Source organism: Burkholderia sp. 8Y, from assembly GCF_902506145.1.
In the GTDB taxonomy this organism is placed as follows: Bacteria; Pseudomonadota; Gammaproteobacteria; order Burkholderiales; family Burkholderiaceae; genus Caballeronia.
In genome coordinates this window covers 3,090,825-3,117,014 of the sequence record NZ_LR733520.1, presented here as the reverse complement: position 1 = coordinate 3,117,014, position 26,190 = coordinate 3,090,825, and the positions used below count along the sequence as shown (strand labels likewise).

26 protein-coding genes are annotated in these 26,190 nt (G+C 65.6%); 13 read left to right on the top strand and 13 right to left on the bottom strand.

Annotated elements, in window-relative coordinates:
• The 5 genes from GV035_RS25285 to GV035_RS25265 form a co-directional block, all read right to left on the bottom strand.
• Window positions 1-1,133 (bottom strand): VanZ family protein (locus GV035_RS25285; RefSeq protein WP_159837810.1); only part of this gene is annotated, 1,133 nt, incomplete at its 3' end.
• 49 nt (window positions 1,134-1,182) lie between these two features.
• Window positions 1,183-1,806 carry an ABC-type transport auxiliary lipoprotein family protein gene (locus tag GV035_RS25280; protein WP_159837808.1) on the bottom strand — a complete coding sequence of 208 codons (624 nt, stop codon included), beginning with the start codon at window positions 1,804-1,806 and terminating at the stop codon, window positions 1,183-1,185.
• A gap of 35 nt (window positions 1,807-1,841) precedes the next feature.
• On the bottom strand, window positions 1,842-2,801 hold the full coding sequence (locus GV035_RS25275) for an MlaD family protein (RefSeq protein ID WP_159837806.1): 960 nt from the start codon (window positions 2,799-2,801) through the stop codon (window positions 1,842-1,844).
• A gap of 31 nt (window positions 2,802-2,832) precedes the next feature.
• Entirely contained in the window at window positions 2,833-3,708 is an 876-nt protein-coding gene (locus tag GV035_RS25270; RefSeq protein WP_159837804.1) for an ABC transporter ATP-binding protein, read from the bottom strand.
• 4 nt (window positions 3,709-3,712) lie between these two features.
• Window positions 3,713-4,840: an MlaE family ABC transporter permease gene (locus GV035_RS25265; RefSeq protein WP_159837802.1), complete on the bottom strand. Its 1,128-nt coding sequence runs from the start codon at window positions 4,838-4,840 to the stop codon at window positions 3,713-3,715.
• 116 nt (window positions 4,841-4,956) lie between these two features.
• Here GV035_RS25265 and GV035_RS25260 point away from each other — a divergent pair, with 116 nt between their 5' ends.
• Genes GV035_RS25260 through GV035_RS25250 form a run of 3 tightly spaced genes read left to right on the top strand, consistent with a single transcriptional unit; the run spans window position 4,957 to window position 6,960 of the window.
• On the top strand, window positions 4,957-5,865 hold the full coding sequence (locus GV035_RS25260) for a biotin--[acetyl-CoA-carboxylase] ligase (protein WP_159837800.1): 909 nt from the start codon (window positions 4,957-4,959) through the stop codon (window positions 5,863-5,865).
• Window positions 5,866-5,876: 11 nt separating this feature from the next.
• Window positions 5,877-6,689, top strand: a complete 813-nt coding sequence (locus tag GV035_RS25255; RefSeq protein ID WP_159838213.1) for a type III pantothenate kinase — start codon at window positions 5,877-5,879, stop codon at window positions 6,687-6,689.
• Between the two features lie 28 nt (window positions 6,690-6,717).
• Window positions 6,718-6,960: a hypothetical protein gene (locus tag GV035_RS25250; protein ID WP_159837798.1), complete on the top strand. Its 243-nt coding sequence runs from the start codon at window positions 6,718-6,720 to the stop codon at window positions 6,958-6,960.
• A gap of 12 nt (window positions 6,961-6,972) precedes the next feature.
• Here the strand turns inward: GV035_RS25250 and rfaE2 are convergent, their stop codons facing one another.
• From rfaE2 to GV035_RS25210, 7 genes are all read right to left on the bottom strand, one after another.
• Complete coding sequence (gene rfaE2, locus GV035_RS25245) at window positions 6,973-7,455, bottom strand: D-glycero-beta-D-manno-heptose 1-phosphate adenylyltransferase (RefSeq protein ID WP_159837796.1); 483 nt, start codon at window positions 7,453-7,455, stop codon at window positions 6,973-6,975.
• A 196-nt stretch (window positions 7,456-7,651) separates the two neighbouring features.
• The gene (locus GV035_RS25235; RefSeq protein ID WP_159837792.1) at window positions 7,652-8,527 is read right to left on the bottom strand and encodes a ferritin-like domain-containing protein; all 876 of its coding nucleotides are present in this window, start codon (window positions 8,525-8,527) and stop codon (window positions 7,652-7,654) included.
• 409 nt (window positions 8,528-8,936) lie between these two features.
• The gene (locus tag GV035_RS25230) at window positions 8,937-9,950 is read right to left on the bottom strand and encodes a MerR family transcriptional regulator (RefSeq protein ID WP_159837790.1); all 1,014 of its coding nucleotides are present in this window, start codon (window positions 9,948-9,950) and stop codon (window positions 8,937-8,939) included.
• A 227-nt stretch (window positions 9,951-10,177) separates the two neighbouring features.
• Window positions 10,178-10,936: a PhaM family polyhydroxyalkanoate granule multifunctional regulatory protein gene (locus GV035_RS25225; protein WP_159837788.1), complete on the bottom strand. Its 759-nt coding sequence runs from the start codon at window positions 10,934-10,936 to the stop codon at window positions 10,178-10,180.
• A gap of 55 nt (window positions 10,937-10,991) precedes the next feature.
• A complete protein-coding gene (locus tag GV035_RS25220; RefSeq protein ID WP_159837786.1) occupies window positions 10,992-11,819 on the bottom strand; it encodes an enoyl-CoA hydratase/isomerase family protein in 828 nt (275 codons plus the stop codon).
• Between the two features lie 16 nt (window positions 11,820-11,835).
• The gene (locus GV035_RS25215; RefSeq protein WP_159837784.1) at window positions 11,836-12,993 is read right to left on the bottom strand and encodes an ABC transporter substrate-binding protein; all 1,158 of its coding nucleotides are present in this window, start codon (window positions 12,991-12,993) and stop codon (window positions 11,836-11,838) included.
• A gap of 134 nt (window positions 12,994-13,127) precedes the next feature.
• Window positions 13,128-14,114: a fumarylacetoacetate hydrolase family protein gene (locus GV035_RS25210; RefSeq protein ID WP_159837782.1), complete on the bottom strand. Its 987-nt coding sequence runs from the start codon at window positions 14,112-14,114 to the stop codon at window positions 13,128-13,130.
• A gap of 75 nt (window positions 14,115-14,189) precedes the next feature.
• On the opposite strand from GV035_RS25210, the gene GV035_RS25205 reads away from it, so the two are divergent.
• The 7 genes from GV035_RS25205 to GV035_RS25175 all read left to right on the top strand — a co-directional run bounded on the left by GV035_RS25205 (window position 14,190) and on the right by GV035_RS25175 (window position 21,980).
• Window positions 14,190-15,020, top strand: coding sequence for an IclR family transcriptional regulator (locus GV035_RS25205; protein WP_159837780.1), 831 nt, complete (start codon window positions 14,190-14,192; stop codon window positions 15,018-15,020).
• 89 nt (window positions 15,021-15,109) lie between these two features.
• Window positions 15,110-16,306, top strand: coding sequence for a DUF3108 domain-containing protein (locus tag GV035_RS25200; protein WP_159837778.1), 1,197 nt, complete (start codon window positions 15,110-15,112; stop codon window positions 16,304-16,306).
• 63 nt (window positions 16,307-16,369) lie between these two features.
• A complete protein-coding gene (locus GV035_RS25195; RefSeq protein ID WP_159837776.1) occupies window positions 16,370-17,158 on the top strand; it encodes an alpha/beta fold hydrolase in 789 nt (262 codons plus the stop codon).
• A 124-nt stretch (window positions 17,159-17,282) separates the two neighbouring features.
• Entirely contained in the window at window positions 17,283-17,540 is a 258-nt protein-coding gene (locus GV035_RS25190; protein ID WP_159837774.1) for a BTH_I0359 family protein, read from the top strand.
• Window positions 17,541-17,784: 244 nt separating this feature from the next.
• A complete protein-coding gene (locus GV035_RS25185; RefSeq protein ID WP_159837764.1) occupies window positions 17,785-18,870 on the top strand; it encodes a homocysteine S-methyltransferase family protein in 1,086 nt (361 codons plus the stop codon).
• A 46-nt stretch (window positions 18,871-18,916) separates the two neighbouring features.
• Window positions 18,917-21,634, top strand: a complete 2,718-nt coding sequence (gene metH, locus GV035_RS25180; RefSeq protein WP_159837762.1) for a methionine synthase — start codon at window positions 18,917-18,919, stop codon at window positions 21,632-21,634.
• 157 nt (window positions 21,635-21,791) lie between these two features.
• Complete coding sequence (locus tag GV035_RS25175; RefSeq protein ID WP_159837760.1) at window positions 21,792-21,980, top strand: hypothetical protein; 189 nt, start codon at window positions 21,792-21,794, stop codon at window positions 21,978-21,980.
• An 82-nt stretch (window positions 21,981-22,062) separates the two neighbouring features.
• On the opposite strand, the gene GV035_RS25170 is transcribed toward GV035_RS25175, so the two are convergent.
• Window positions 22,063-22,389: a DUF1840 domain-containing protein gene (locus GV035_RS25170; protein ID WP_159838211.1), complete on the bottom strand. Its 327-nt coding sequence runs from the start codon at window positions 22,387-22,389 to the stop codon at window positions 22,063-22,065.
• A gap of 287 nt (window positions 22,390-22,676) precedes the next feature.
• Here GV035_RS25170 and argS point away from each other — a divergent pair, with 287 nt between their 5' ends.
• From argS to GV035_RS25155, 3 genes are all read left to right on the top strand, one after another.
• A complete protein-coding gene (argS, locus tag GV035_RS25165) occupies window positions 22,677-24,461 on the top strand; it encodes an arginine--tRNA ligase (RefSeq protein ID WP_159837758.1) in 1,785 nt (594 codons plus the stop codon).
• Window positions 24,462-24,617: 156 nt separating this feature from the next.
• The gene (locus tag GV035_RS25160) at window positions 24,618-25,385 is read left to right on the top strand and encodes an SPOR domain-containing protein (protein WP_159837756.1); all 768 of its coding nucleotides are present in this window, start codon (window positions 24,618-24,620) and stop codon (window positions 25,383-25,385) included.
• A 144-nt stretch (window positions 25,386-25,529) separates the two neighbouring features.
• Window positions 25,530-26,177, top strand: a complete 648-nt coding sequence (locus tag GV035_RS25155) for a thiol:disulfide interchange protein DsbA/DsbL (RefSeq protein ID WP_159837754.1) — start codon at window positions 25,530-25,532, stop codon at window positions 26,175-26,177.
• Window positions 26,178-26,190: the final 13 nt, after the last annotated feature.

Sequence of the window (26,190 nt, the reverse complement as noted above, 5' to 3'; positions counted from 1 at the left end):
ATCCACGCCCGTTCCGCCGCCGACGCCAGCCACCCCAACGCCGCGTACGGCCACACCCACGCCAGCCAGTGCAGCAGTCCGTTGAAATGCAGATAACGCCCCTGCCGCCAGTCGGCAAGCACGATGTCGAAGTACGGATTCACCGGCAACAGATTCACGAGCGCGAGCCCCACGACGAGCGCCGCCCCCGCCAGCGCCGCCCGCAACGCACGCGGCAGCGACACCGCCAGCACGCCCGCCACCGCGCCGATTGCGATGCCTTCGAGCGCGCCGTCCGTCGCCCAGTCGAAGGTCAGCCCGGCGCGCGATTGCAGAAACGACGCGCCCGTCTTCGCGACGAGCGTCGCCACGATCAGCGCGAGCATCAGCCGGATGCGCGGCGCACGCTCGCGCGTGAGCAGCGTCACGAGCACCAGCGCCGCGAACAGATTCGACGACGTGATCAGCGCCTCCCACGAATCGTCGGGCAAGAGCGCGCCGAGCCGGTCCGGCCACGTCTCGACGTCCCACGCCGCGGGCGTCCAGACAAGGATCGCGTCCTGCATCGCCGGATCGAGCGCGTCCCACAGCACGCGCGGCAAGTCGCCGCCGCCGAAAAGATACGGCGCGGGAAACATCGACGCGAACGGCCACAGCGCCGAGAGTCCCAGCACGTACGCCGCGTGCCGATCGAACCACGTGAAGCGAATGCGCCTCAGCAAGCCGCGATCGAGCAGCGCGCTGGTCGCGGGCGCGACGAGTACCGCGCCGATCAGCGCACCGAGCGCATTGGCGGCGAGATCCAGGTTGGATGCGACGCGCGTCGGCAGATACGTCTGGATGGATTCCATCGCGCCGGACAGCAGCGCGCCGCCGGCAAACGCGGCGCACACCGCGAGCGAGCCGCGCCAGCGCGGATACAGCGCGAGCACGATCAGCGCGCCGAGCGGCATATAGCCGAGCACGTTGGTGACGACATCGAAGGCCGTCAGATAGCGCGGCAGCGGATCGGTCAGGAACGCGAACGGCCCAAGGCCGAGCGAGCGCCAGCCGGAAAACGGATACAGCGAGCCGTACACGACAAGCACCGCGTACGCGACGAGCGCCTGCCGCGAGAACGCCGACGGGCGGCGCTGCCATTGCTTGATCGTCATGAGCCGCCCGGGCGCGTTCGTACGAGCGGAATGGCGATGCAATGCGAAGTCATCGCGATGCGGTGAGCGGCTGCGCGCCGAGCCACGCGCCCACCTGAGCGATCAGATCGTCCGATGCGGCCGCGAGCGCGCGCGCCCCGCCCGATGCATCGGCGCTCGGCGCGCTCGCGCTCGCCGTGAACATGCGCTGCGCGATCACGCGGCCTTGCTGCGTGAGCGTCGCCCGCACGGACACGACGCCGTGGCTGCGCTCAGGCGCGTCGAAGACCTGTTCGAAGCCGGTCAGCTCGATTTCGAGCAGCGGCGCGCGCACCGTGTCCGCGCCGGTCAGCACGGGGCCGCGCTGCGAAAGCGTATCGCGCAATCGCTGCGTCAGGAGTTGCGCGGGCGGCATCGTCCAGTGGCTGTTCGCATAGCTGCCGGTGCGCTGCGCATCGACGTAACTCAGGCGATAGACGAAGACATCGGTTTCCAGATCGCGCGATGCGCTGACGGCCAGCACCTTCACTGGCGGCAGCGGCGTCGCCGGTCCATTCGCCGCATTCGCGGCGGGCCGCGCGCCAAGGTCATAACGCGCGTCCGGCGTCGCGGGCGCGCTCGTCGCGCAGCCCGCCAGCATCGCGATGCAGGCGAGCGCCAGCGCCCACGGTCGGTTGAACTCTGCAAGTGACATGAGAATCCTTCGTTGTCCTGTTCTGTGGCTCACGCTCATCGCGACGGATTCGCGGGCCACGCGAAGCCCGGCTCCCCCGGCCCCGGCGGCATCGACGGCGCGCCGAACAGCACGCTGCGCGGACTCGTGCTGAACGTATCGGCGGCGCGGTCGACCGAGCGCGCCGCGGCGCTCAAATCGTCGGTGAACGAATAGAGGCGCGGCAACGCTTCGAAGCCCACGCGCGCCGTCACATCGCGCAGCGATTCATTCATGTCCGCGAGCGCGGCCGCCGCCTGCTGCGCCGCGTCGCCCGCCTTGTTGAGATTGCTCACGAACGGTCCGTTGTCGCGATTCAGGTTCTGTATCAGCGCGTTCGTCGATGCGAGCGTGCGGTCGAGCTGACTCAGCGTCTGCGGCAAATGCGCCGTGGCGGGCGCCGCCTGGCTCGCAAGCGACGCGATGCCGTCCGCCGCGCCCTTCAGGCTTTTCGTGGTGTCGAGAAGCTGGTCGCGCACGTCGTCCGAGAGGAACTTGTCCGCATCTTCCGAAAGACGCTCGAACTTGCGCAGAATCACATCGCCGCGTTCCTGCAACTGTTCGAAGAGGCCCGGACGCATCGGCACTTCCGCGACATGCTGCGCCGACGACGCGAGCGCGGTCGTGTCCTTGCCCGTGTCGTCGAGCTGCACGAACGCGATGCCCGTCACGCCCTGAAAGCCGAGCGTCGCGTAAGTGGAGTGCGTCATCGGCGCGTTCTTATCGACCAGAATGCGGATGCGAATCTGCCCCGGATGCGCCCGGTCGAAGCGGATCGACTCCACCTTGCCGACGCCGAGCCCGCGATAACGCACGGCGGCATCGGTGAAGAGGCCCGTCACGTTGGTCCGCGCGATGAGGTCGTACGGCACGCGCACCGTGCGGTCCACGTTGAAGAAGAACGCCGCGAACGCAATGGCCAGCACGAGAACGATGGTGAATAGTCCGGTCCAGAACGCGTGTGATTTGTTTTCCATCGGCAGGTTCCTTCTTCCTTTTGCAACCGGACTACTTCACGGTGAGGGTGGCGTCGTCGAGCGCGGCGGCGGGCAGCTTCGCGCGGCGCTCGGGCGGCAGCGCCTGAAGCGCGCGCCGTCCGCGCCGCCCCAGAAAATATTCGCGGATGAACGGATGATCCACCGCGACCGCTTCTTCCACCGGCGCCGCGACGAGCACGCGCCGGTCCGCGAGCACGGCGACGCGCGTGGAAAGCGCGACCATCGTATCGAGATCGTGCGTGACCATGACGACGGTGAGACCGAGCGCGCGATGCAGCGTCGCGATCAGATCGACGAATTCGTCCGATGCCTTCGGGTCGAGACCGGCCGTCGGCTCGTCGAGGAACAGCAGTTCCGGTTCGAGCGCGATGGCCCGCGCAATGCCGACGCGCTTGACCATGCCGCCCGAGAGCGCCGCCGGCATCTTGCTCGCGTGCTTGCACGAGAGGCCGACCATTTCGAGCTTCAGCATCACGAATTCGCGGATCAGGTCTTCGGGAATCTTGCCGAGTTCGCGGAAAGGCTGCGCGATGTTGTCGTACACCGACAGCGACGAAAAGAGCGCGCCTTGCTGGAACATCATGCCGGAGCGCGTGCGCAGCATCTTCGCGGTTTCCACGTCCATGCGCGCCCATTCCTCGCCGAGCACGCGAATCACGCCCGACGTCGGCGATTCGAGCCCGAGAATCTGCCGCACGAGCGTGGTCTTGCCCGAGCCCGAGCCGCCGAGCAGCGCGACGATTTCGCCCCGGCGCACGTCGAAGTTGAGATGCTCGTGGATCACCGTGCTTCCGTAGCGTTTCGTGACATCGCGCACTTCGATGACCGGCTCCGCGATCACGGGCGGCGGCTGATGGCGCACAGCGGTGGCGAGCGTCGTCGACATGGCGTCAGAGCCCCACGTTCTGAAAGAGGATGGCGAACACCGCGTCCGCCAGAATCACGACGGTGATCGACGTGACGACGGACGTCGTCGTGCCTTCGCCGAGACTCTGCGAATTCGGCTTGATGCGAAAGCCGAAGTGACACGCCGCGAGCGCGATCAGCATGCCGAACACGACGCCTTTACCGAGCCCGATCCACAGATTGGCGATCGGCACGACCGACGGCAGCGAGCGGATAAAGAACGAAATGTCGATGGATAGCACGAGCTTCGCCGCGAGCGCGCCGCCCGTCAGCGCGACGATGTTCGTCCACATGACGAGGAGCGGCATCGCGACGCCGAGCGCGAGCACGCGGGGCAGCACGAGGCGCAGGCCGTGCGGAATGCCCATGACCTGCATCGCGTCGAGTTCCTCGGTGACGCGCATCACGCCGATCTGCGCGGTGATCGCGGAGCCGGAGCGCCCGGCGACGAGAATCGCGGACAGCACCGGCCCGAGCTCGCGAATCACCGAAAGCCCGAGAATATTCACGATGTACTGGTTCGCGCCGAACATGCGCAACTGCTGCGCGGACAGATAGCTCAGCACGATGCCGATGAGAAACGCGACGAGCGCGGTGATGGCGAGCGCCTGCGCGCCGGCGCTATAGATGTTCGCGGAGATTTCGGTCCACGGCGTCCGCTGCGGGCGGCGGATCAATCCGAAGAGATTGAGCACGAAGCCGCCGAACATCGCGAGGCCGCCGTGCAGGTGATCGAAGAACGTGAAGATCAGTTGGCCGAGCCGCGTGACCGGATCGACGCGGTCGATGGCCTCCGGCTCTTCGCGCTCGGCGTCGAGCAGCGCGACGCGCTCGAAGATTTCGCGCTGGGTGTCCGACAGCGCGACGGTCGCGGGCAACTTGCGGCCCCAGATGCGCCAGAGCGCCTGCCCGCCGACGTGATCGAGCCGTTCGATCGACAGCAGATCCCACTGGCCGATAGCTTCGCGTCCGATGGCCCGCAGCCGCCGCGTGACGCCGGTTTTCTCGCGGTCACGCGCGAGCGCGAGCGCCGTCCACTGGCCCGAGAGACGGACCACCTTGCCTTGCTGACCGGCTTCCACTCGCAGGCGGGGCGGCGTGTCGAAGTTCAAGGATCGAGGGGGCGTTGGAACGCGGTTTGAGGGAGAGGGACATTGTAGCGAAGGTTGATTGCGCGGCGGCGCGATCGTCGGCGCGGACGGCCGACCCCGCCCGCTACAATATCCCGATGACCCCGACTCCCTCCTTCGCCCCCGACGCGCCCTGGCGCATCGACCGCACCCGGCTCGCCACGCTCGCCGAGCGTCCCGCGCGCGACTGGACCATCGAGATCGTCGACGAAACCGGCTCTACCAACGCCGATCTCGTCGAGCGCATGCGCACGCTCGGCCGCGACGTCGCGCAACGCACGCCGCCCGCGCCGGTCGCGCGCATCGCCTATGCGCAGACGGCCGGGCGCGGACGTCGCGGGCGCGCGTGGCTCGCCGAGCCGGGCAACGCGCTCCTGATGTCGGTCGGATACGTGCTGCGGCGGCCCATCGAAGGACTGTCGGGCCTGAGTCTCGCCGTCGGCACCGCCGTGCTCGACGCGCTCGCGCGCCTGCCGCTCACGCCGTCCGCGCGTCCGGCGCTCAAGTGGCCCAACGATGTGCTGCTCGACGACGGCAAGCTCGCCGGCATCCTGATCGAGACCGCGTGGAATGCGCCGGGCGCGACGGCGGTGGTGATCGGCATCGGCGTGAACCTGCACGGCGCGGAGCAACTCGCCGCGCAAGTCGACGACGCGAACCGCCAGTCGCCGTCCGCCGCGAGCATTCCGGGCGCCGCGCCCGCCGCGCTCGCCCGCGCGTGGCCGGACGCGAATCTCACCGACACGCTCGCCGCGCTCCTCAACGCGCTCGACACCGCGCTGCCCCGCTTCGAAGCGGAGGGCTTTCGGCCGTTCCGCCAGCGTTGGATCGACGCGCACGCGTACGCGGGCCGCGAAGTCGTGCTGATGGATCAGGGGCAGGAAGTGACGCGCGGCGTCGCAAGCGGCGTCGACGACAGCGGCCACTTGCTGATCGACGCGCCCGAAGGCCCGCGCGCCGTCGCAACCGGCGAACTGTCGCTGCGGCTCGCGAAGGAGCGTCCGTGAGCGACGCGCCGATGCTGCTGATCGACGCGGGCAACAGCCGCATCAAGTGGTCGCTCGTCGATGCAAACGGCGCGGCGATCGCGGGCGGCGCGCTGGAGCACGAGCGCGAATCCGCCGAAAATGATCGCGCCGATCCGGCGCTCGCCGCATGGTCGGCGCTGCCTCGCCCTGAAAGCGCGTGGATGTCGAACGTGGCGGGCGCGGCGGTGCAGACGCGCATCGAACGGCTAATCGACGCCCGCTGGCCGGCGCTGCCGCGCACCGTCGTGCGCGCGAAGGCGGCGCAATGCGGCGTGACCAACGGCTACACGGAACCGGAAAAACTGGGCAGCGACCGCTGGGCGGGCCTGATCGGCGCACGCGCCGCGTTTCCCGGCGAGAACGTGCTGATCGCGACGTTCGGCACCGCGACCACGCTCGAAGCGTTGCGCGCCGACGGCGTCTTCACGGGCGGATTGATCGCGCCGGGCTGGTCGCTGATGATGCAATCGCTCGGCAGCCACACCGCGCAACTGCCGACACTCGATGCCGCCGCCGCGCGCCGCGCCCTCGGCCACGCGGAGGCAACCCCGCGCAGCCTCTTCGCCACCGATACCGCCGCCGCGCTCTCGGCGGGCTGTCTGCTCGCGCAGGCGAGCCTGATCGAACGCGCCTGGCGCGATCTGCGCGCGGACTGGCAAGCGGACGTGCGCCTCGTGCTCGGCGGCGGCGCGGCGCATGAGATCGCGGGCGCGCTCGGCGTGCCGCATACCCGGCACGATTCCCTCGTGCTCGCCGGCCTCGCGCTCATCGCGCGCGAAGCGGCGGCATATCGAACCTACTGATTACCGAATCGACTGACGGAGCCCAAGAATGCTGCGCTGGCTCATTGCCCTTCTCGTCCTGGCCAACCTGCTGGTGTTCGCCGTCGTGCACGGCATGTTCGGCTCGTCGCTGCCCGCCGCCGGTGCGCGAGAGCCGCATCACCTGTTGCAACAGGTGCGGCCGGAAACGCTCAACACGCGTCCGCTGCGGCCCGAAGAAGCGGCGGATCAGCCGCAGGTCGGCGGCCCTGCGCCCGCCGCGAACGTGCAGGCGACGCCGCTCGGCCAGTAACGCGCGCCCGGCTCAGGACTGCGCGCGGACCTTCTTCAAAAGCGCGGTGGTCGAGCGGTCATGCTCGAACGCGATCGCCAGCGCCGTGCCGCCCCAGCCGCGCACGAGCGCCGACTCCGCGAGTTTGTCCATGTCGTAGTCGCCGCCTTTGACGAGCACGTCCGGGCGCAGGGCGTCGATCAGTTGCAGCGGCGTCAATTCCTCGAATTTCACGACCCAGTCGACGCTTTCCAGCGCCGCGAGCAGCGCCATGCGGTCGTCTTCTCGATTGATCGGGCGATCGTCGCCCTTGCCGAGCATACGCACGGAGGCATCGCTGTTCACGCCGACGATCAGCGTCGCGCCGAGCGCCTTGGCGTCGGCGAGATAGGTCACATGTCCGCGATGCAGGATGTCGAACACCCCGTTGGTAAACACGACCGGCCCGGCGAGCGTCGGGCGCAGCGCGGCGAGCGCGTCGCGCGTGGTGATCTTGCGTTCGAAAGAGGCGGGCATGGCGGTGCTCTCGCGGGAAGTTCGGAAAGCGCGCATTGTGCCATGGCGCCTTGCGCGCGAATGGCCTGAATCGCTGTTGCCCCACGCCGCCGAGAAAGACGACGTCACCGCCTACACGCAAGGAACGCGGCCTGGAAAGCAAAACGGCCCGCCGGTGTGAGCCGGCAGGCCGTTGGTTCATTTGAGCGCGACCCGTTTAGGCGGGCTGCCCGCTCGAACCGCCAGAAGCGGCTTGCAGACGCTGCACCACTTCCTTGCGATAGCGGTTCAACTCCTGCGCGGTGACGAAGGAACGCTCGAAGAGAATCGAGAGGTTATGCAGAATGCGCTCGACGACCTTCTTCTCCCAGCTATCGTCGAAGCGGATCTGATCGTCCAGCCAGCGTTCGAGCCACTCGGGATCCGGCAGGCGCGACTGCACGGTATCGCGCGGAAAGAGCGCCTGATTCACATGCAGGTTCGTCGGATGCAGCGGCTTTTCCGTGCGACGCGCCGAGGCCATCAGCACGCCGATCTTCGCGAACGCGGCGCGCGCCGTGTCGCCCGCAGTCGAGAGCGCCTTTTTCATGTAGCGCAGATACGCGCCGCCGTGCCGCGCCTCGTCGCGCGAAATGGTTTCGTAGATGTGCTTGATGACCGGCTCGGTATGCCATTCGGCGGCGCGGCGATACCAGTGGTTCAGGCGGATTTCGCCGCAGAAGTGCAGCATCAGCGTTTCGAGCGGCGGCGCGGGATCGAATTCGAAGCGCACCGCGTGCAATTCTTCTTCCGTCGGCACGAGTTCGGGCCTGAAGCGACGCAGATATTCCATCAACACCAGCGAATGCTTTTGCTCCTCGAAAAACCACACGCTCATGAACGCGGAAAAGTCGCTGTCATGGTGGTTGTCACGGAGAAACATTTCGGTTGCGGGAAGAGCGGACCATTCGGTGATCGCGTTCATCTTGATGGTCCGGGCCTGCTCGTCGGTGAGCAGGGACGCATCGAACTTATCCCAAGGGATGTCCTTCTCCATATCCCAACGGACGGATTCCAGCGATTTATAAAGTTCCGGATAAAGCATGGTGTTCATAGTCCACCCCTGAAGCCACTTATGCGACGTTATATCTGTATGACGTTCGGCCGAACGCGCGCATGAACCGCTGCACACGAGCAACCAAGCTTTCGATTTTACGCGGGATTCGGGCGGCCACAGGCGAAAACCGACAAGGAAGCACCCGATTCAGCGCCGTGGCAACGCGCCAGCCGCCTGCGACATTCGCGTTCTTGCGCGGATGTCGCCCTGTGTGCGTCCTGTTCTGCCTTGGGTGAGGAGCGAAACCTGTGCCTGAGGTTCGGTCGAGGCTTTCGTTGTGCCGCCCGGGCTGCGGGTCCGTGGCATGACGCTTACGTGGACCGTTCCTGGCGCATGCGGACGCACGTCCAGTCGATGCCGCGACGTCCGCAGGCCCGCTAGAGCTCGCGCGAGCGAGCGTTTTCGATCATAGCACGGGGCCGTCGCGCCAGGCCGCCACGAACTCCTCGATCGGCGTCAAACCCGTGACATGCTCCACGCCCTCGTTCAGCTTTCGGCGCAGCGCCGGACTGCTGCCGCCGGCCCAGATACGCATCTGCGGCGGCAACATGCTGCGCAGCTCCGTCAATCCATTCGCGATGGTCTGCGCCGGAAGCACCGCCGTGAACGACAGCCCGACGACATCCACCTTATGCGCGACCGCCGCGCTGACGATGTCGTGCAGCGGCGTCTGCAATCCCAACTGCACGCATTCGCACTCGCAAAGGGTGAACATGGCTTCGGCCATCAGGATGCCGAGGCCGTGGCCTTCGCCGGAAAGCGTCGTGAGCAGCACGCGAGGCCGGCCCCCGCGCCCGCGCACCGCGTCGGACAGCGGGCGCATCATCGTGCGCAGCGTGAGCTGGATCGCCTCGCTGAACAAATGCTCGTGATAGACCTGAAGCGTGCCCGCCGCCCACGCGTTGCCCACGCGCGCGGAAAGCGGCGCGGCGACGTCGATGACAAAGCGTTCCAGTCCGTCCCGCGTCGCGCGCCGCAAAAGCGCGAAGCGGAAGTCCTCGTAGGCGCCGTTGCGAAGCAGCGCGATGAAGTGGTCCAGTTCGGCGTCCGGCGCGTCCTGCCCGACGCCCGACGACTCCGCGAGTTGCTGAAGCGCCTGAATCGGCTGCGCGAGCACCTTGCTCGGCCTGTGCCCCGCGTCCAGCAGGCGTTTCACGAGCCGCAGCTTCGTCACCTGCTCCTGCGGATACAGACGCTCGCCGCCGGGCGAGCGCATGGGCTGCGGAAAACCGTAGCGCCGCTCCCAGACGCGCAGCGTGTCCTTCGTCAGACCAATTTCTTGCGCAATCGCGCCGATCCCGACGCCGCTGACGCCCGAGCCCACCGAACGCACGACCGACGCGTCCGACGCCGAGTTTTCGTGTTCCGAATCGCCTGCATCGACGTCGGATTCGAGATTTTCTTCCGATGAGTTTGTCATGGACAAAACAGTAATTGAACACACGGACGGTCAGATGCAGATTGCGTGCCTGAGTCGCGCAGGTGGACAAAACCGTTCTTGCAGGATAGTGAACGATAGACAGAATATGTCAATCGGTAGCGACACGGCGACGGGCGGCATCGCAAATGAAAACGCCTGGCGACCAAGCGGCCGCCAGGCGTTGCGTATTGCTCAATGCCGCAGCCGCGCGACACCGGGCGCGTCGTTTACTCGGGTTTCTTCCGCGCCGGCGCCTTGCGCGCGGCAGCCTTCTTTGCGGCTGCGGCGGCTGCGGACGTGTCGTCGCCGGCTGCGCTGCTGGTCGCCGGCGTGGAAGCGCCCGCGTCGGCCGTGGGCGCGGCTTGCTCGCCCGGCGCGCCCGCCATGCCGGGCTGGATCATCGCGAGTTGCGCGAGCTGATTGAACTGCGATTGCAGCGCGTTCCACCAGCCGCTCGGATCGAAGCCCGGCGGCAGCGGCGCATCCGGCTTCGCGCCGGATTCCGGGTTGTCGCTTTCCGTCGGCGCCGCGCGCTCGCCCGGCGCGGCCTTGGCCGCGTCGCTCTGGGATGCGCCGCCCATCGGCCAGCGGCCCGCCGCCTTCGACGTTTCCGCCGCCGCGTTCTGCGCGTTTTCCACCGAGGTCTGCGCGAACGCGCCGAACGCGCGCAGCGTGGCGAGCGTCGCGCGCTGCACTTCGAGCGCCTGAATCGCCGATTGCAGCATGTTCAGATTGAGCTTGAGCCATTGCTCCACAGCGCGCATGTCGGTGACGCGCTTGTCCAGCTCCTCGATGTTCGTGAGCGGCGCGAGCATGTCCGACATCATCGACAGCGAGGGATTGCCGCCCTGCGCGCCGCCCGACATCGCCGCCGCGAACGGGTTCAGGCGCATCATGTCCCACATCTTGCCCATCATGTCGGCCTGACCGAAGCCGGGGAATCCGGGAATCGAAAACGGCGGGTTGCCGCCTGAGGTGTCCGTCATTCGTCGCTCCTCTTGATTGGTTGATCGGCGTTGCGCGCAAGCGCGCGGGGCTTCGTCAGAACGGCGCGCCGCCGGGGAAATCCGGTGCGCGGCGCTCGCGCAGCGAACGCATGCCTTCGTGCACGTCGGGGCCGGCGAAGCCCATGAATTCCAGCGCGAGCGATGTATCGAAGGTCGGCCCCGCCATGCGCAGCCAGTTGTTCAGCGCGTACTTCGTCCAGCGGATGGCCGTCTGCGATCCCGACGCGAGCCGGTTCGCGACTTCGATCGCCTTCGGCATGAGTTCGCTTTCTTCCACCGCGAGCGATACCAGCCCGATGCGTTCCGCCTCTTCGCCGCTCACGGGCTCGCACAGGAGCAGATAGTACTTGGCCTTCGCCATCCCGCACAGCAGCGGCCACACGATGGCGGCGTGATCGCCCGCCGCGACGCCGAGCCGCGTATGTCCGTCGATGATGCGCGCCGTCTTGGCCGCGATCGAGATATCGGCGAGCAAGCCCGCGACCAGCCCCGCGCCGACCGCCGGGCCGTGCATCGCGGAAACGATCGGCTTGCTGCAATTGATCACGTTGTACACGAGATCGCGCGCCTCGCGCCAGACGCGGGCGCGCACGTCGAAGTCGTTCGCCATGTCCTCGACGAGCGCGAGGTCGCCGCCCGCCGAGAAGCCTTTGCCCTCGCCGCGAATCAGCGCGACGCGCGTGTCCGGATCGCGGTCGATGTCGCGCCAGATGTCCGCGAGCTCGCGGTGCATGTTGGCGTCGGCGGTGGACAGGCCGCTCTTGTTGGCGCCTGCGCCCGGCATAACGACTTCCAGCACGCCATGCGCATGACGGCGCAAGTGCAGCGACGTGTAGCCCGAATACAAGGAGAGATCGCTCATTTCGATTCGATATGGTCTAGCGCGGCTGATACACCCACTTGCCGTCGCGAATCTCGACCATCACGCGGGCGCGCTGGTCGAGGCCGATGTGATCGTTGGGCGTCATGTTGACGACCCCGTTCGTGTCCGCAAAGTTCTTCGTGCCTTCGAGCGCATCGCGCAGCGCGCCGCGAAACGCGGGCGTGCCCGGCGCGCCGGCCTTCATCGCAATCGGAACCGCGCGCTGCAGCAGCATGCCCGCGTCCCACGCATACGACCCGAACGCGGAGACCGTGCCCGCGCCCTGCTTCGCTTCGTACAGTTTGATGTAGTCGAGCGCGAGGCGCTTGGCCGGATGATCGTTCGGCAACTGCGCGGCGACAAGCACAGGGCTCGTCGGCAGGAAGGTGCCGTTGCAATCCGCGCCGCACACGCGCAGGAAGTCGCGGTTGCCCACGCCGTGATTGTGATAAACCTTGCCCTTGTAGCCACGCTGCGCGAGCGTCTTCGGCGGCAGTGCGGCGGGCGTGCCGGCCGCGCCGACCACCACGGCATCCGGCTTGGCCGCGAGAATCTTCAGGATCTGGCCGGTCACGCTCGGGTCCGTGCGATTGAACCGTTCGTTGGCGACCACCGTGATCTTGTGCAGTTGCGCGAACTTGGCGACTTCCGCGTAGAAGGTCTCGCCGAGCGCGTCCGCCTGGCCGATGTACGCGAGCGTCTTCACGCCGTGATTGCTCGCGTGCTCGGCAATCGCGGAGGCCATCATCGCGTCGGTTTGCGGCGTCTTGAAGACCCAGCGGCGCTTCTCGTCGACAGGCTCGATGATCTTCGCCGATGAAGCAAGCGAGATCATCGGCGTCTGGCCCTGCGCGACGACGTCGATCATCGCGAGCGAATTCGGCGTGATCGACGAGCCGATGATCGCATCGACCTGATTCTCGCTGATGAGCTTCTTCGTGGTCTGCACGGCCTGCGTCGTGTCGGAGGCGTCGTCGAGCACGATGTAGTCCACGCTAACGCCGCCCATTTCTTTCGGCAGAAGCGCGACGGTATCGCGGGCGGGAATGCCGAGCGATGCGGCCGGTCCCGTCAGCGAGAGCACGAGCCCGATCTTGACGTGCGGCGTTTGCGCGAACGCCGCTGTCGTCGCGGCGAATGCCAGCACCGCTGCCACCCACTTGCTTCTGCGCATCGAAGTCTCCGTTGTTTTTTGTCGTCGTTCGGCGCGTGCGCCGCAACGCCCGGAGAGTGTACGGTGGCCGACGGTCTCGACGCATCGGGCGAAACCCGTTGCGCCGCTTTCTGCCGTGCGTTCATTGCGCGGTGTCAGCGTTCGAGTTGCACGACTGCCTGATCGATTGCGCCGAAAATCGACTTGCCCGCGTCGTCGAAGATTTCGATCTTCACGCTGTCGCCGAACTTCATGAACTCGGTCTGCGGCGCGCCGTGCTCGATGACTTCGAGGCACCGCTTCTCCGCGATACAGCAGTAGCCGCGCTTCGCGTCCTTGTTCGAGATCGTGCCCGAGCCGACGATCGACCCCGCGCGCAAGTTGCGCGTCTTCGCCGCATGCGCGATCAGCTGGCCGAAGTGGAACACCATGTCCACGCCGCAGTCCGGTTGCCCGACCTTCTTGCCGTTCCAGTGAACGGTCATCGGGCGATGCACGCGGCCTTCGCGCCATGCGTCGCCGAGTTCGTCGGGCGTCACGGCCACCGGCGAAAACGCAGTCGCGGGCTTGCTCTGGAAGAAGCCGAAGCCCTTCGCGAGTTCGGCGGGAATGAGATTGCGCAGCGAGACGTCGTTGACCAGCATCAGCAAGCGCACGCTTTTCAACGCTTCGTCGGGCGTGGGCGCCATCTGCACATCGGACGTGATGACGGCGACTTCCGCCTCGAAGTCGATGCCATACGATTCGGACGCGCACACGATGTCGTCCGTCGGCCCGAGGAAATCGTCGCTGCCGCCCTGATACATGAGCGGATCGGTCCAGAATTCGGGCGGCATCTCGGCGCCGCGTGCGCGCCGCACGAGCTCGACGTGATTCACGTACGACGAGCCGTCGGCCCATTGAAACGCACGCGGCAACGGCGCCATGCACGCCTTGGGATCGAACGAGAACGTGTGGCGGGCGCGCCCCTGATTCAAGGCTTCGTACAGGTCGAAAAGCTGCGGCGCGTAGAAAGTCCAGTCGTCGAGCGCGCGTTGCAGCGTGGAGACGATCCCATCGGGAATGACTGCCGTGCGCAAATCGCGCGATACGACGATGAGCTGGCCGTCGCGCGTGCCGTCCTTCAGCGTGGCTAGTTTCATAAAGCGGAGTCGGGCTGAGATGACGTTGAGGGAAATCTATTTTACGATGGTGAATCCCCGGTCTTCCGTCATTTCATGCCATCCAACGCGCGCGCCACTGGCGACGAACTCGACCTCGACACGTCGGACGCAGACGCATCCGAAGAAAAAGCACGCTCGGGCATCCAGTCGATCGAAGTCGGCTTCCGTTTGCTCGATGTGCTGACGCACGAGCCGCGCGCCATGATGCTGCGCGATCTTGCGCAGCGGGCGGGTATGAGCCCGGCGAAGGCGCATCGGTATCTCGTGAGCTTCGTGCGGCTCGGGCTGGCGTCGCAAGACCCGCTGACGGGCCGCTACGAACTCGGCGGCTTCGCCTTGCAGATGGGACTCGCGCGGCTCGCACGCGTCGATGGCGTGAAGCTCGCGCGCATCGCGCTTGCCGAACTGCGCGAGCGCATCGATCAGACGGTGGGCATCGCGGTGTGGGGCAATCAGGGTCCGACGGTCGTGCACTGGATGGAGTCGAGCTATCCGGCGAAGGCATCGCTCAAGCTCGGCGATGTCATGCCGCTGTTGTCGTCGGCCACGGGTCTGCTGTTCGCGGCGTATCTGCCGCGCAGCAAGACGCAGCCGTTGCTCGATCGCGAACTCGCTGCGAAAAAGCAGACGCTAGCCGACGTGGAGCCGCTTCTCGCGGACGTGCGCGAACACGGCGCGGCGCGCGTCGAAGGCATGCTGCTGCCGACGATTCATGCGTTCTGCACGCCCGTCTTCGATTCGACCGGCGAACTCGCGCTCGGCCTGATCGCGCTCGGGCACGAAGGCGCATTCGACACGCGCTGGGGCGGCGACATCGATGCGGCGCTTCGAGAATGTGCGCGCGGCTTGTCGTATGAACTGGGCTACGAGGCGGGCGAACGCTGATCGTCGGTGTTCGCGGAACATCGTGGCGAGCGCGTGTGTCATAACCGGTTCTGTCGTCGCGCAATTCGCTCTCTTCTTCTCTCCGTTCGATGCCCCTGTTTTCGTTTCATCGTCCGCCTGCCGTGCCGGACGAGCCGCCCGCTGCCGCCTCCGCGCCCAATGCGCCCCGCCGCTGGGGGCGCTGGATCGCGGCGGCGTTGATCGTCGCGGGGCTGCATTTCGGCGCGATGCGCTGGATCGAGCGCGCGAAGCAGCCCGCAAACCCGCCGCCCGACCAGAAGCCGCCGGTTCAGGTGGAATTGCTGACGCCGAAGCCCGTTGCGCCGCCCGCGCAACCTGCGCCGGTTAAACCCGCAGCGCCTGCGCATGCGGCTCGGCCTGCGCCTGCGCCTACGGCAAATCCGCCCACGCCTACGCCCGCGCCGGTCCTGAGCGCCGCCACGCCGCAGCCGGGCGAACCGGCGGCGGCATCGGGCGTGGCGGCTTCAGGCGCGAACGCCGCGAGTGCTCCGGCATCGACGGGAACGGCTGCCGCTGCCGCCGCCCCTTCAGGCGACAAGATCAACGTCCCGCCCACGGGCGATCTACGCTACGACACGCTCGTCAACGGCGTGATGAACCAGACCGGCACGATCCACTGGACCCACGACGGCCAGCATTACGAGATGATCGTTTCCATTCCGCTGCCGTTCGTCGGTCCGTACGTGTATTCGAGCAAGGGCCATATCGATGGCTTCGGCATCGCGCCGGACCAGTATTCGGAGAAACGCGGCCGGCGCGCCGCCGATATCGCCGTCTTCAATCGCGAAGCGAAGCAGACCGTCTATACGCGCACGCCGAACAGCCAGCCGCTCGCGGATGGCGCGCAAGACCGCTTCAGCGTCGTCATGCAGCTGACGAGCCTCGTGCGCGGCGCGCCCGACGTCTATAAGCCCGGCGTCACGCGGCAGTTCAGCGTCGCGGATAACGACAGCAGCGAAATCTGGCCGATGGAAACCGTCGGCGATGAAACCGTGCAGACGCGCGACGGCTTCGTCACGGCGCGCCATTTCACGCGCCTGCCGCGCCGCGAAGGCGACCGGCGCAAGCTCGACATCTGGCTCGCGCCGGCGCTCGGCTGGCTGCCCGCGCGCATCCTCCAGACGGAGCCAAACGGCATGCAGATCGAAATGCTGTGGGCGGGCACGCTGCAAGCGCCCTCCGCCGCCCAGACAAGCGCGCCGGGCACGAGGGATGCGTCAGAGGAAATCGCACCCGCCGCCGACGATACATCCGTCAGGCCGTAGCGGCGGCGCGTCCCATGTCTCACGGGACGCACGGAATCTCAAAGCGACCTCCACGGAGCGGATATGCAGGTGAACATCAATGGCATCGAAACCCGATACGTTCTCGACAACGAAGGCGGCGGTCCCTGGCTGACCTTCATTCATCAACTCGGCGGCGATCTGTCCGTGTGGGACCAGATGGCCGGCTACTTCCGCGACGATTTCACCGTGCTGCGTTACGACCTGCGCGGTCACGGCGAAACGGCGGTGTCACCGGATGCCTTTAGCGTCGACACTCTCGCCGACGACCTCGCCGAGTTGCTCGACAAACTGGGCGCGCCGACCACGCACGTCGTCGGCTTGTCGCTCGGCGGCATGGTCGCGCAGAAGTTCGCGATCAACCATGCGGACAAAGTGGATTCGCTGACGGTCGCGGGCGCGCCCGCCTTTATTCGCGAGGAAGCGCGTCCGACGTTTCTGCAACGCGCGGCTTCCGTGCGTCAAGACGGCATAGAGAGTATCTTGGAATCGACGCTGGAACGCTGGTTCACGGAGGGTTTCCGCCGGGCGCATCCGGAAGTGATCGAGCAAATTGGCGAAACGATTGCGCGCACGCCCACCGAAGGTTTCGCGCGGGCAGCAGAGGCCCTCAGCCGTTTCGATGCAAGGAACCAGCTAGCGCCGGTCGAAAAGCGCACGCTCGTTGTGGCCGGCGAACACGACAATGGCACGCCGCATGCTGAATCCAGGTTGATCGCCGACACGGTGCCGGGCGCGCAATTCGAACTTCTCGATGCGGCACATTTGTCTCCGGTCGAGGCGTCGCAACGCTTTTGCGCATTGCTCGATGCGTTCTTGCGCCAGGCCGCCTGAGTACGTTTCATAGAAAAAAGCCTCGATAACAACGGCATCACGTCGAGGCCACCCCTTGAATTCCCACCCAGTCGCTCCAACTACGATGCAGGTTGCGGGAGCAACAGGAATAAGGAGTGTCGCCATGCAAATGATCTACAACAGCCCTAACTATTGCGTCGTCGAGTTTCCGCCTCAGGCCAATCATCTCGCGATGATGTCGGGCGGGTACGAAATCGTCGACAAGAACACGCAGCGGGAGATCTTCATCGACGGCGAGCTTGCCGCGAAGTTTCGCGAGCATGTGCAAAAGCTGATCGAAGAAGAGCCATCGCTCGAGGATGTCGACGAATTCCTCGGCCAGTTCGATATCTTGATGACCCAGCCCGTGGTGCTGCACTGAGGCCACGTTCGCGGGCGCCTGAAGTTTTCGCCCGCGCCGCCACGCTCGCCGGCAGCTAAGCGAATAGGCGAGCCACGCAATACGGCAAACGAGCGACACGCCAGAAAAGACCCCGCCGAAGCCTTGGCGGGGTTTTTTTTTTGCCCGCGCGCTTCGCCACGAAGCGTGCCGCGCCGAGAGCGACCGCCCCGCGCTGCGGCTACAATGACGGACTATTTCCTCTCCGGTGCAGGGCCTGTCCGTCATGAACCAGAACGCCACTCCGAGCCTTTCAAATGCCTCGGGCGCTGCTGCGCCCCGGCGCGATTACACGCGCGGCGCCGCGCTTCCCGCGCTGTTGCAGCAGCGCATCCTGATTCTCGATGGCGCGATGGGCACGATGATCCAGCGTTACAAGCTGGACGAAGCCGCGTATCGCGGCGATCGCTTCAAGGACTACGGCCGCGATATCAAGGGCAACAACGAGTTGCTCTCGATCACGCAGCCGCAGATCATCCGCGAGATTCACGACAAGTACCTCGCGGCGGGTGCGGACATCATCGAGACGAACACGTTTGGTGCAACGCGCGTCGCGCAGGCCGATTACGGCATGGAAGACCTCGCCGCCGAGATGAATCTGGCATCGGCGAAGCTGGCCCGCGAAGCCTGCGATGCCTTCTCGACGCCGGACAAGCCGCGCTTCGTCGCGGGCGCGATCGGGCCGACGCCGAAGACCGCGAGCATTTCGCCGGACGTGAACGATCCCGGCGCGCGCAACGTCAGCTTCGACGAATTGCGCGAGGCTTATTACGAGCAGGCGAAGGCGCTGCTGGATGCGGGCTGCGATCTCTTTCTCGTCGAGACCATCTTCGACACGCTGAACGCAAAAGCCGCGCTCTTCGCGCTGGATGAACTGTTCGACAACACGGGAGAACGTCTGCCGATCATGATTTCCGGCACGGTCACGGACGCGTCGGGGCGCATTCTCTCGGGGCAGACCGTCGAGGCGTTCTGGAACTCGCTGCGTCACGCGAAGCCGCTCACGTTCGGGCTGAACTGCGCGCTCGGCGCGGCGCTGATGCGCCCGTATATCGCCGAGCTGTCGAAGCTGTGCGATACCTACGTGTCGTGCTATCCGAACGCCGGCCTGCCGAATCCGATGAGCGACACGGGCTTCGACGAAACTCCCGACGTGACGTCGGGGCTGCTCAAGGAGTTCGCGCAAGCGGGACTCGTCAATCTCGCGGGCGGATGCTGCGGGACCACGCCGGAGCACATCGCGGAGATCGCGAAGGCGCTCGCGCAAGTCAAGCCGCGCGTCTTCCCTTCGCAATACCGCGACGCCGCTTGAGTACTGCCCGAATCGACCCAGCGCAACACAAGAGAATCGAACGACCATGACCGATCACACGATGCGTCTTTCCGGCCTCGAGCCGTTCAACGTCACCGAAGGCTCGCTCTTCATCAACGTCGGCGAACGCACGAACGTCACGGGCTCCAAGGCGTTCGCGCGCATGATTTTGAACGGCCAGTTCGACGAGGCGCTGGCCGTCGCGCGACAACAGGTGGAAAACGGCGCGCAGGTCATCGACGTGAACATGGACGAAGCCATGCTCGATTCGAAAGCCGCGATGGTGCGCTTTCTGAATCTGATCGCGTCCGAGCCGGATATCGCGCGCGTGCCGATCATGATCGACTCCTCCAAGTTCGAGGTGATCGAGGCCGGGCTCAAGTGCGTGCAGGGCAAGGCCATCGTCAATTCGATCTCGCTGAAGGAAGGCGAAGACGCGTTCCGTCATCACGCGAAGCTGATTCGCCGCTACGGCGCGGCCGCCGTCGTCATGGCCTTCGACGAAAAAGGCCAGGCCGACACCTTCGAGCGCAAGACGCAAATCTGCAAGCGGTCGTATGAGATTCTCGTGAACGAAGTGGGCTTTGCGCCGGAAGACATCGTCTTCGACCCGAACATCTTCGCCATCGCGACGGGCATCGAGGAGCACAACAATTACGCGGTCGATTTCATCAACGCGACGCGCTGGATCAAAAAGAACCTGCCGCACGCGAAGGTGAGCGGCGGCGTGTCGAACGTCTCGTTCTCGTTTCGCGGCAACGATCCGGTGCGCGAAGCCATTCACACCGTGTTCCTCTACCACGCGATTCAGGCGGGCATGGATATGGGCATCGTGAATGCGGGACAGCTCGGCGTCTATGCCGATCTCGATCCTGATTTGCGCGAGCGCGTCGAAGACGTCGTGCTCAATCGCCGTGAAGACGCCACTGACCGTCTGCTCGAAAGCGCCGACAAGTTCAAGACCGGCGCGGCGAAGAAAGAAGAGAACCTCGAATGGCGCAACCAGCCGGTCGAAGCGCGGCTTTCCCATGCGCTCGTGCACGGCATCACGACCTTCATCGTCGAAGATACCGAGGAAGTGCGCGCGAAGATCGAGCAAGCCGGCGGCCGGCCGATCAACGTCATCGAAGGGCCGCTGATGGACGGCATGAACATCGTCGGCGACCTCTTCGGCGCGGGCAAGATGTTCCTGCCGCAAGTGGTGAAGTCGGCGCGCGTGATGAAGCAGGCGGTTGCGCACCTGATTCCGTTCATCGAAGAAGAGAAGAAGCGTCTCGCCGATGCCGGCGCGGACGTGCGGTCCAAGGGCAAGATCGTCATCGCGACCGTGAAGGGCGATGTGCACGACATCGGCAAGAACATCGTGTCGGTCGTGCTCCAGTGCAACAACTTCGAAGTCGTGAACATGGGCGTGATGGTGCCCTGCGCGACCATTCTGCAAAAGGCGAAGGAAGAAGGCGCGGATATCATCGGTCTGTCGGGACTCATCACGCCGAGCCTCGAAGAGATGGCCTACGTCGCCTCCGAAATGCAGCGCGACGAGTACTTCCGCGGCAAGCAGACGCCGCTTCTGATCGGCGGCGCGACGACTTCGCGCGTGCATACCGCCGTGAAGATCGCGCCGCATTACGATGGCCCGGTCGTGTACGTGGCGGACGCGTCGCGCTCGGTGTCGGTCGCGTCGAGCCTCTTGTCGGACGAAGGCGCGGCGAAGTATCTCGACGAACTGAAGACCGACTACGAACGCATCCGCACGCAGCACGCGAACAAGAAGGCGCAGCCGATGGTCACTTACGCCGAGGCGCGCGCCAACAAGACGAAGATCGACTGGAGCGCGTACACACCCAAGAAGCCGAGCTTCATCGGGCGGCGCGTGTTCCGGAACTACGACCTCGCGGACCTGGCGAACTATATCGACTGGGGGCCGTTCTTCCAGACGTGGGATCTCGCGGGACCGTATCCGGCCATTCTGAACGACGAGATCGTCGGCGAATCGGCGCGGCGCGTGTTCTCGGACGGCAAGTCGATGCTCTCGCGCATCATCCAGGGCCGCTGGCTCACGGCGAACGGCGTCATCACGCTGTTGCCCGCGAACACGGTGAATGACGACGACATCGAAATCTACACGGACGAGTCGCGCTCGAAAGTGGCGATGACCTGGCGCAATCTGCGTCAGCAAAGCGTGCGGCCGGTCGTCGATGGCGTCATGCGGCCGAATCGCTCGCTCGCCGACTTCATCGCCCCGAAAGAGTCGGGCGTCGCCGATTACATCGGTCTTTTCGCGGTGACGGCGGGCTTGGGCGTCGACAAGAAAGAGCAGCAGTTCGCCGCCGATCACGACGACTACAGCGCGATCATGCTAAAGGCGCTCGCCGACCGTTTCGCGGAAGCCTTCGCGGAGGCGCTGCATGCGCGCGTGCGCCGCGAACTGTGGGGCTATGCGGCGAACGAAACGCTGGACAACGCCGCTCTCATCGCGGAGAAGTACAGCGGCATTCGTCCCGCGCCCGGCTATCCGGCGTGCCCGGACCATCTCGTGAAGCGCGATATGTTCGAAGTGCTTCAGGCAGAGGACATCGGCATGAGTCTGACCGAATCGCTCGCCATGATGCCGGCGGCGAGCGTGTCGGGCTTCTATCTCGCGCATCCGGAGAGCACGTACTTTTCGGTCGGCAAGATCGGCGACGATCAGGTGCAGAGCTTCGCAGAACGCATGGGCATTTCATCGGCGGACGCGCAACGCGCGCTCGCGCCGCTTCGATAAACGCACGCACAGAGCGTTGCGCCACGACATACGCTGCGTGTGATAGGGAAAAAAAGCGCCGCGTGATGGGCGGGAAGTTTTTTATTTCCGTAGACTTGTCGCTGCGATGAACCGCCATGACGGCGGCCACGCACTCTTTAGCCACGGAGAAAGTCGCATGAAGAAGATGACGTCCGCCGTAACCATCGCGATCGCCGCGGCTGTGCTCGCAGCGTCGAGTCCGGCCGCGTTCGCGCAGGCGAGCAGCACGCAGGCATCCTCATACTCGCCGCCGCAGGCCGAACACAAGAAGAAGCCGAAGACGGCCAAAAAGCCGAAGACTCCGAGCAACGGTCAGTCGCAGTAAGCGGCGCGGCCCGAGCGAGTCAGCAGGAAGCAACCCCGCATCGTCGCCGGTGCGGGGTTTTTCGTTTCAGCGCCGCCTGCGCTCAGACGCCCCAGAGAATGTCCTTGTTCTCTTTGCGCGCGAGACGCAGCATGTCGAGAAACGGATACGCCCGTTGCGCAAGCCCGATGGGAATCTCGTGCGGATCGTGGCCTTCTTCGCCTTCGTGGAAGTGGCCGTCGTGCTCGGCGCGTTCTTTCTTGTCGCTGACGACCGCCGCCTCGAGCTTTTCGATGGCCGCTGGCAGTTCGTCATGCGTGATGACGCCGCGTGCGGTCAGCTGCTTGCCGATGATGCCCAGCAGATACTCCGCGAGGTTGTCGAGCATCATGACATCCGGTGCAGCCATGGTTTTGAATGTGATCAGCATGGGAGAGTCCTTTTCCTTATGTTGGATGACAGCCGGGGCGAATGCGAGCCGCGCCGACAAGCCGATCTTTGCAGAACAACCACCCTGAATAGACAGTTTAGCACCTGCTAAAATCCCGGTTTCAGCCGTGGCCGGCCTCGTCGGCAGGTCGCGGCGCACTACACGCACGTCCCGGTCGCGCAGTGGTCGATTCATCGTCGGCTCATCGGCCGCGTCAAATCGGCGCCCCGCTTCGCCCGCACCTGTCGCGTATCACTCCGCACTCGCTCCACTGGATCACATTCAGCATGCTGCCTGCACACAAAGAAACCCTGGAAACGCTCCTCTCCGACGCGGTCAAGCAGGTCGCGCAAGCCACGCAAGGCGCAACCGAGGCCGCTTTCATCGCGCCCGCGATCGTGCTCGAGCGGCCGAAGGTCGCCGCGCATGGCGACGTGGCGTCGAATGTCGCGATGCAGCTCGCCAAGCCGCTGCGCGCGAATCCGCGTCAGCTCGCGCAACAGATCGTCGATGCAGTGCTCGGTCATCCGGCCGCGAAGGGACTGGTCGAGAGCGCGGAAGTCGCCGGCCCGGGCTTTATCAATCTGCGTCTCGCGGCAAAAGCAAAGCAAGACGTGATCCCGGCGGTGCTCGGCGAAGGCGCGGCGTACGGCCGTTCGGCGCGCGATGCGGGCAAGCGCGTGCTGGTCGAATTCGTGTCGGCGAACCCGACCGGTCCGCTGCATGTCGGCCACGGCCGGCAGGCGGCGCTCGGCGACGCGCTCTCGAACCTGCTCGCGACGCAAGGCTACGCGGTGCATCGCGAGTTCTATTACAACGACGCCGGCGTGCAGATCGGCAATCTCGCCATCTCGACGCAGGCGCGCGCCCGCGGCTTCAAGCCGGGCGACGCCGAGTGGCCCGAGGCCGCGTACAACGGCGAGTACATCGCCGACATCGCGCGCGACTACATGGCAGGTGCGACCGTCGCGGCGAAGGACGGCGAGCCGGTCAAGGGCACAGGCGACGTGAACGACCTCGAAGCCATCCGTCATTTCGCGGTGGCCTATCTGCGGCACGAACAGGACATGGACCTGACCGCTTTCGGCGTGAAGTTCGACCAGTTCTATCTGGAGTCGTCGCTGTACAAGGAAGGGCGCGTCGAAGAGACGGTGAAGGCGCTGATCGATGCCGGCAAGACCTACGCGCAGGACGGCGCGCTCTGGCTGCGCACCACCGACGACGGCGACGACAAAGACCGCGTGATGAAGAAGTCCGACGGCACGTACACGTACTTCGTGCCGGACGTGGCGTATCACGTGACCAAGTGGCAGCGCGGCTTCACCAAGGTCATCAACGTGCAGGGCTCGGACCATCACGGCACCATCGCGCGCGTGCGGGCCGGGCTGCAAGGGCTCGGCGTCGGCATTCCGAAGGGCTATCCCGACTACGTGCTGCACAAGATGGTCACGGTCATGCGCGACGGGCAGGAAGTGAAGATCTCCAAGCGCGCGGGCAGTTACGTGACGGTGCGCGATCTGATCGAATGGTCGGGCGGCATGACGCCGGGCAGCGAAGCCGCGCCCGATCAGCTCGACGAAGCGATGATCCGTCGCGGCCGCGACGCCGTGCGCTTCTTCCTCATTTCGCGCAAGGCCGACACCGAGTTCGTGTTCGATATCGACCTCGCGCTCAAGCAGAACGACGAAAATCCGGTCTATTACGTCCAGTACGCGCACGCGCGCATCTGCACGATCCTCAACGACTGGAAGGAACGCTACGGCGGCGACCTGACGCAAGCGGCGCAGGCGAATCTCGAACCGCTGTCGAGTCCGCGCGCGATGGCGCTCCTCAACAAGCTCGCCGAGTTCCCCGACATGCTCGCGCACGCCGCCGACGAACTCGCGCCGCATGCGGTTGCCTTCTATCTGCGCGATCTCGCTGGCGAATTTCACTCGTTCTACAATGCGGAGCGCGTGCTCGTGGACGACGACAAGGAGCGCACGGCGCGCATCGCGCTGCTCGCGGCCACGCGTCAGGTGCTCGAAAACGGCCTTTCGACCATCGGCGTGTCGGCTCCCCAGAAGATGTAATCGGCGGCGCGTTCTGTCGTGCGCGTTTTACGGTGCGCGCGCCTGTAACTTTGTGAACCATTCGGCGTGCGCGGACGGCAGCCTGGCGCGGGCTCGCGTCACGCGGCGGCTATAATCGTCGGCCAACTCGAAGACTTTTTGCAGGTGATTCATACGATGGCAAAACCAAGCCGCACGTCGAAGCAATCGCAGTCGAAGCAAACGGGGGGAACGTTTCTCGGCATCGTGCTCGGTCTGATCGTCGGACTCGCGATCGCCGTGATCGTCGCGCTGTACATCACGCGTGCGCCCACGCCATTCGTCGCCAAGGTCGCACCGCCAGCCGAGTCGTCTTCCGCGCCCGCCGCGCAGCCGTACGACCCGAATCGCCCGCTGCAAGGCAAGTCGCCGGGCCAGGCCGTGCCGCAAGCCGCGCAGCCCACGCCGCCGAACACCGCGCCGGGCCAGAGCACCAATCAGACGCAATCGTCGGGAATGCTGGACGAGCCGCAGATCGTCGAAGTGCCGCCGAGCGGCGCGACGGCCTCCGCGCCCCGCACCGCGAGTCCGACCATCGCGAAGAAGCCTGAAGCGGCGCCGGGCGCGGCAGGCACGAGCGGTTCCACGACCGCCGCCACGCCGCCGAAGACCGGTTCCGCGCCGCCCGCGACCGCCAAGACCACGCCGCCCGCACCCGGCGACGTCAACACCGGCTATTTCCTGCAAGTGGGCGCGTACAAGACGCAGGCCGATGCCGAGCAGCAGCGTGCGCGTCTGGGCTTCCAGGGTTTCGAATCGAAAGTCACGCAGCGCGATGCAGGCGGTGTGACGTACTATCGCGTGCGTATCGGTCCGTTCGCCAAGTTCGAGGACATGAATTCGGCGCGTCAGCGTCTGTCCGACGCAGGCGTCGATACGGCCGTGATCCGCTTTTCGAAGCAATAACGCGTTGAGGACGGCGCCCGCGTGCTCGAGCTGCCCCAAGCGCCGCGCGCCTTAAGCCCGGCTTAAGCGTCGTATGTCCCACTTGAGGACTGCCACGCATCCGCCACGTCAGCCTTCACGTTGCACCTTCGCACTTTTTCGATCATGAAAAAAATCTTTAGCGCGTTCGCCCTTTCTCTCGGCATTGCCGCCGCGTCGTTCAGCGTCGCGGGCACGGCATCGGCCGCTCCCGCCGCAGGCAAGGATTACACGGTGATGCAAGCGCCGCAGCCCATCGGCGCGCCGGCGGGCAAGGTCGAAGTCATCGAGTTCTTCTGGTACGGCTGCCCGCACTGCAACGAATTCGAGCCGTACATCGAGGCATGGGAGAAGAAGCAGGGGCCGGACGTCGTGTTCAAGCGCGTGCCGGTGGCGTTCCGCGACGACTTCATCCCGCATTCGAAGATGTATCACGCGCTCGTCGCGCTCGGCGTCGCGGAAAAGGTCACGCCGGCCGTGTTCAACGAAATCCACGTGAAGAAGGACTATCTGCTGACGCCGCAGGCGCAGGCCGACTTCCTCGCGACGCAGGGCGTCGACAAGAAGAAGTACATGGACGCGTACAACTCGTTCTCGACGCAGAGCGACGTCCAGCGCGATGCCAAGCTGCTGCAGGACTACAAGATCGAAGGCGTGCCGACCGTCGTCGTGCAGGGCAAGTACGTGACCGGTCCCGCGCAGACCAACAGCTTGCAGGGCACCACGCAGGTGATGGACTTCCTCGTGCAGCAAGTGCGCGACAAAAAGATGTAATTGCCTGACGCCG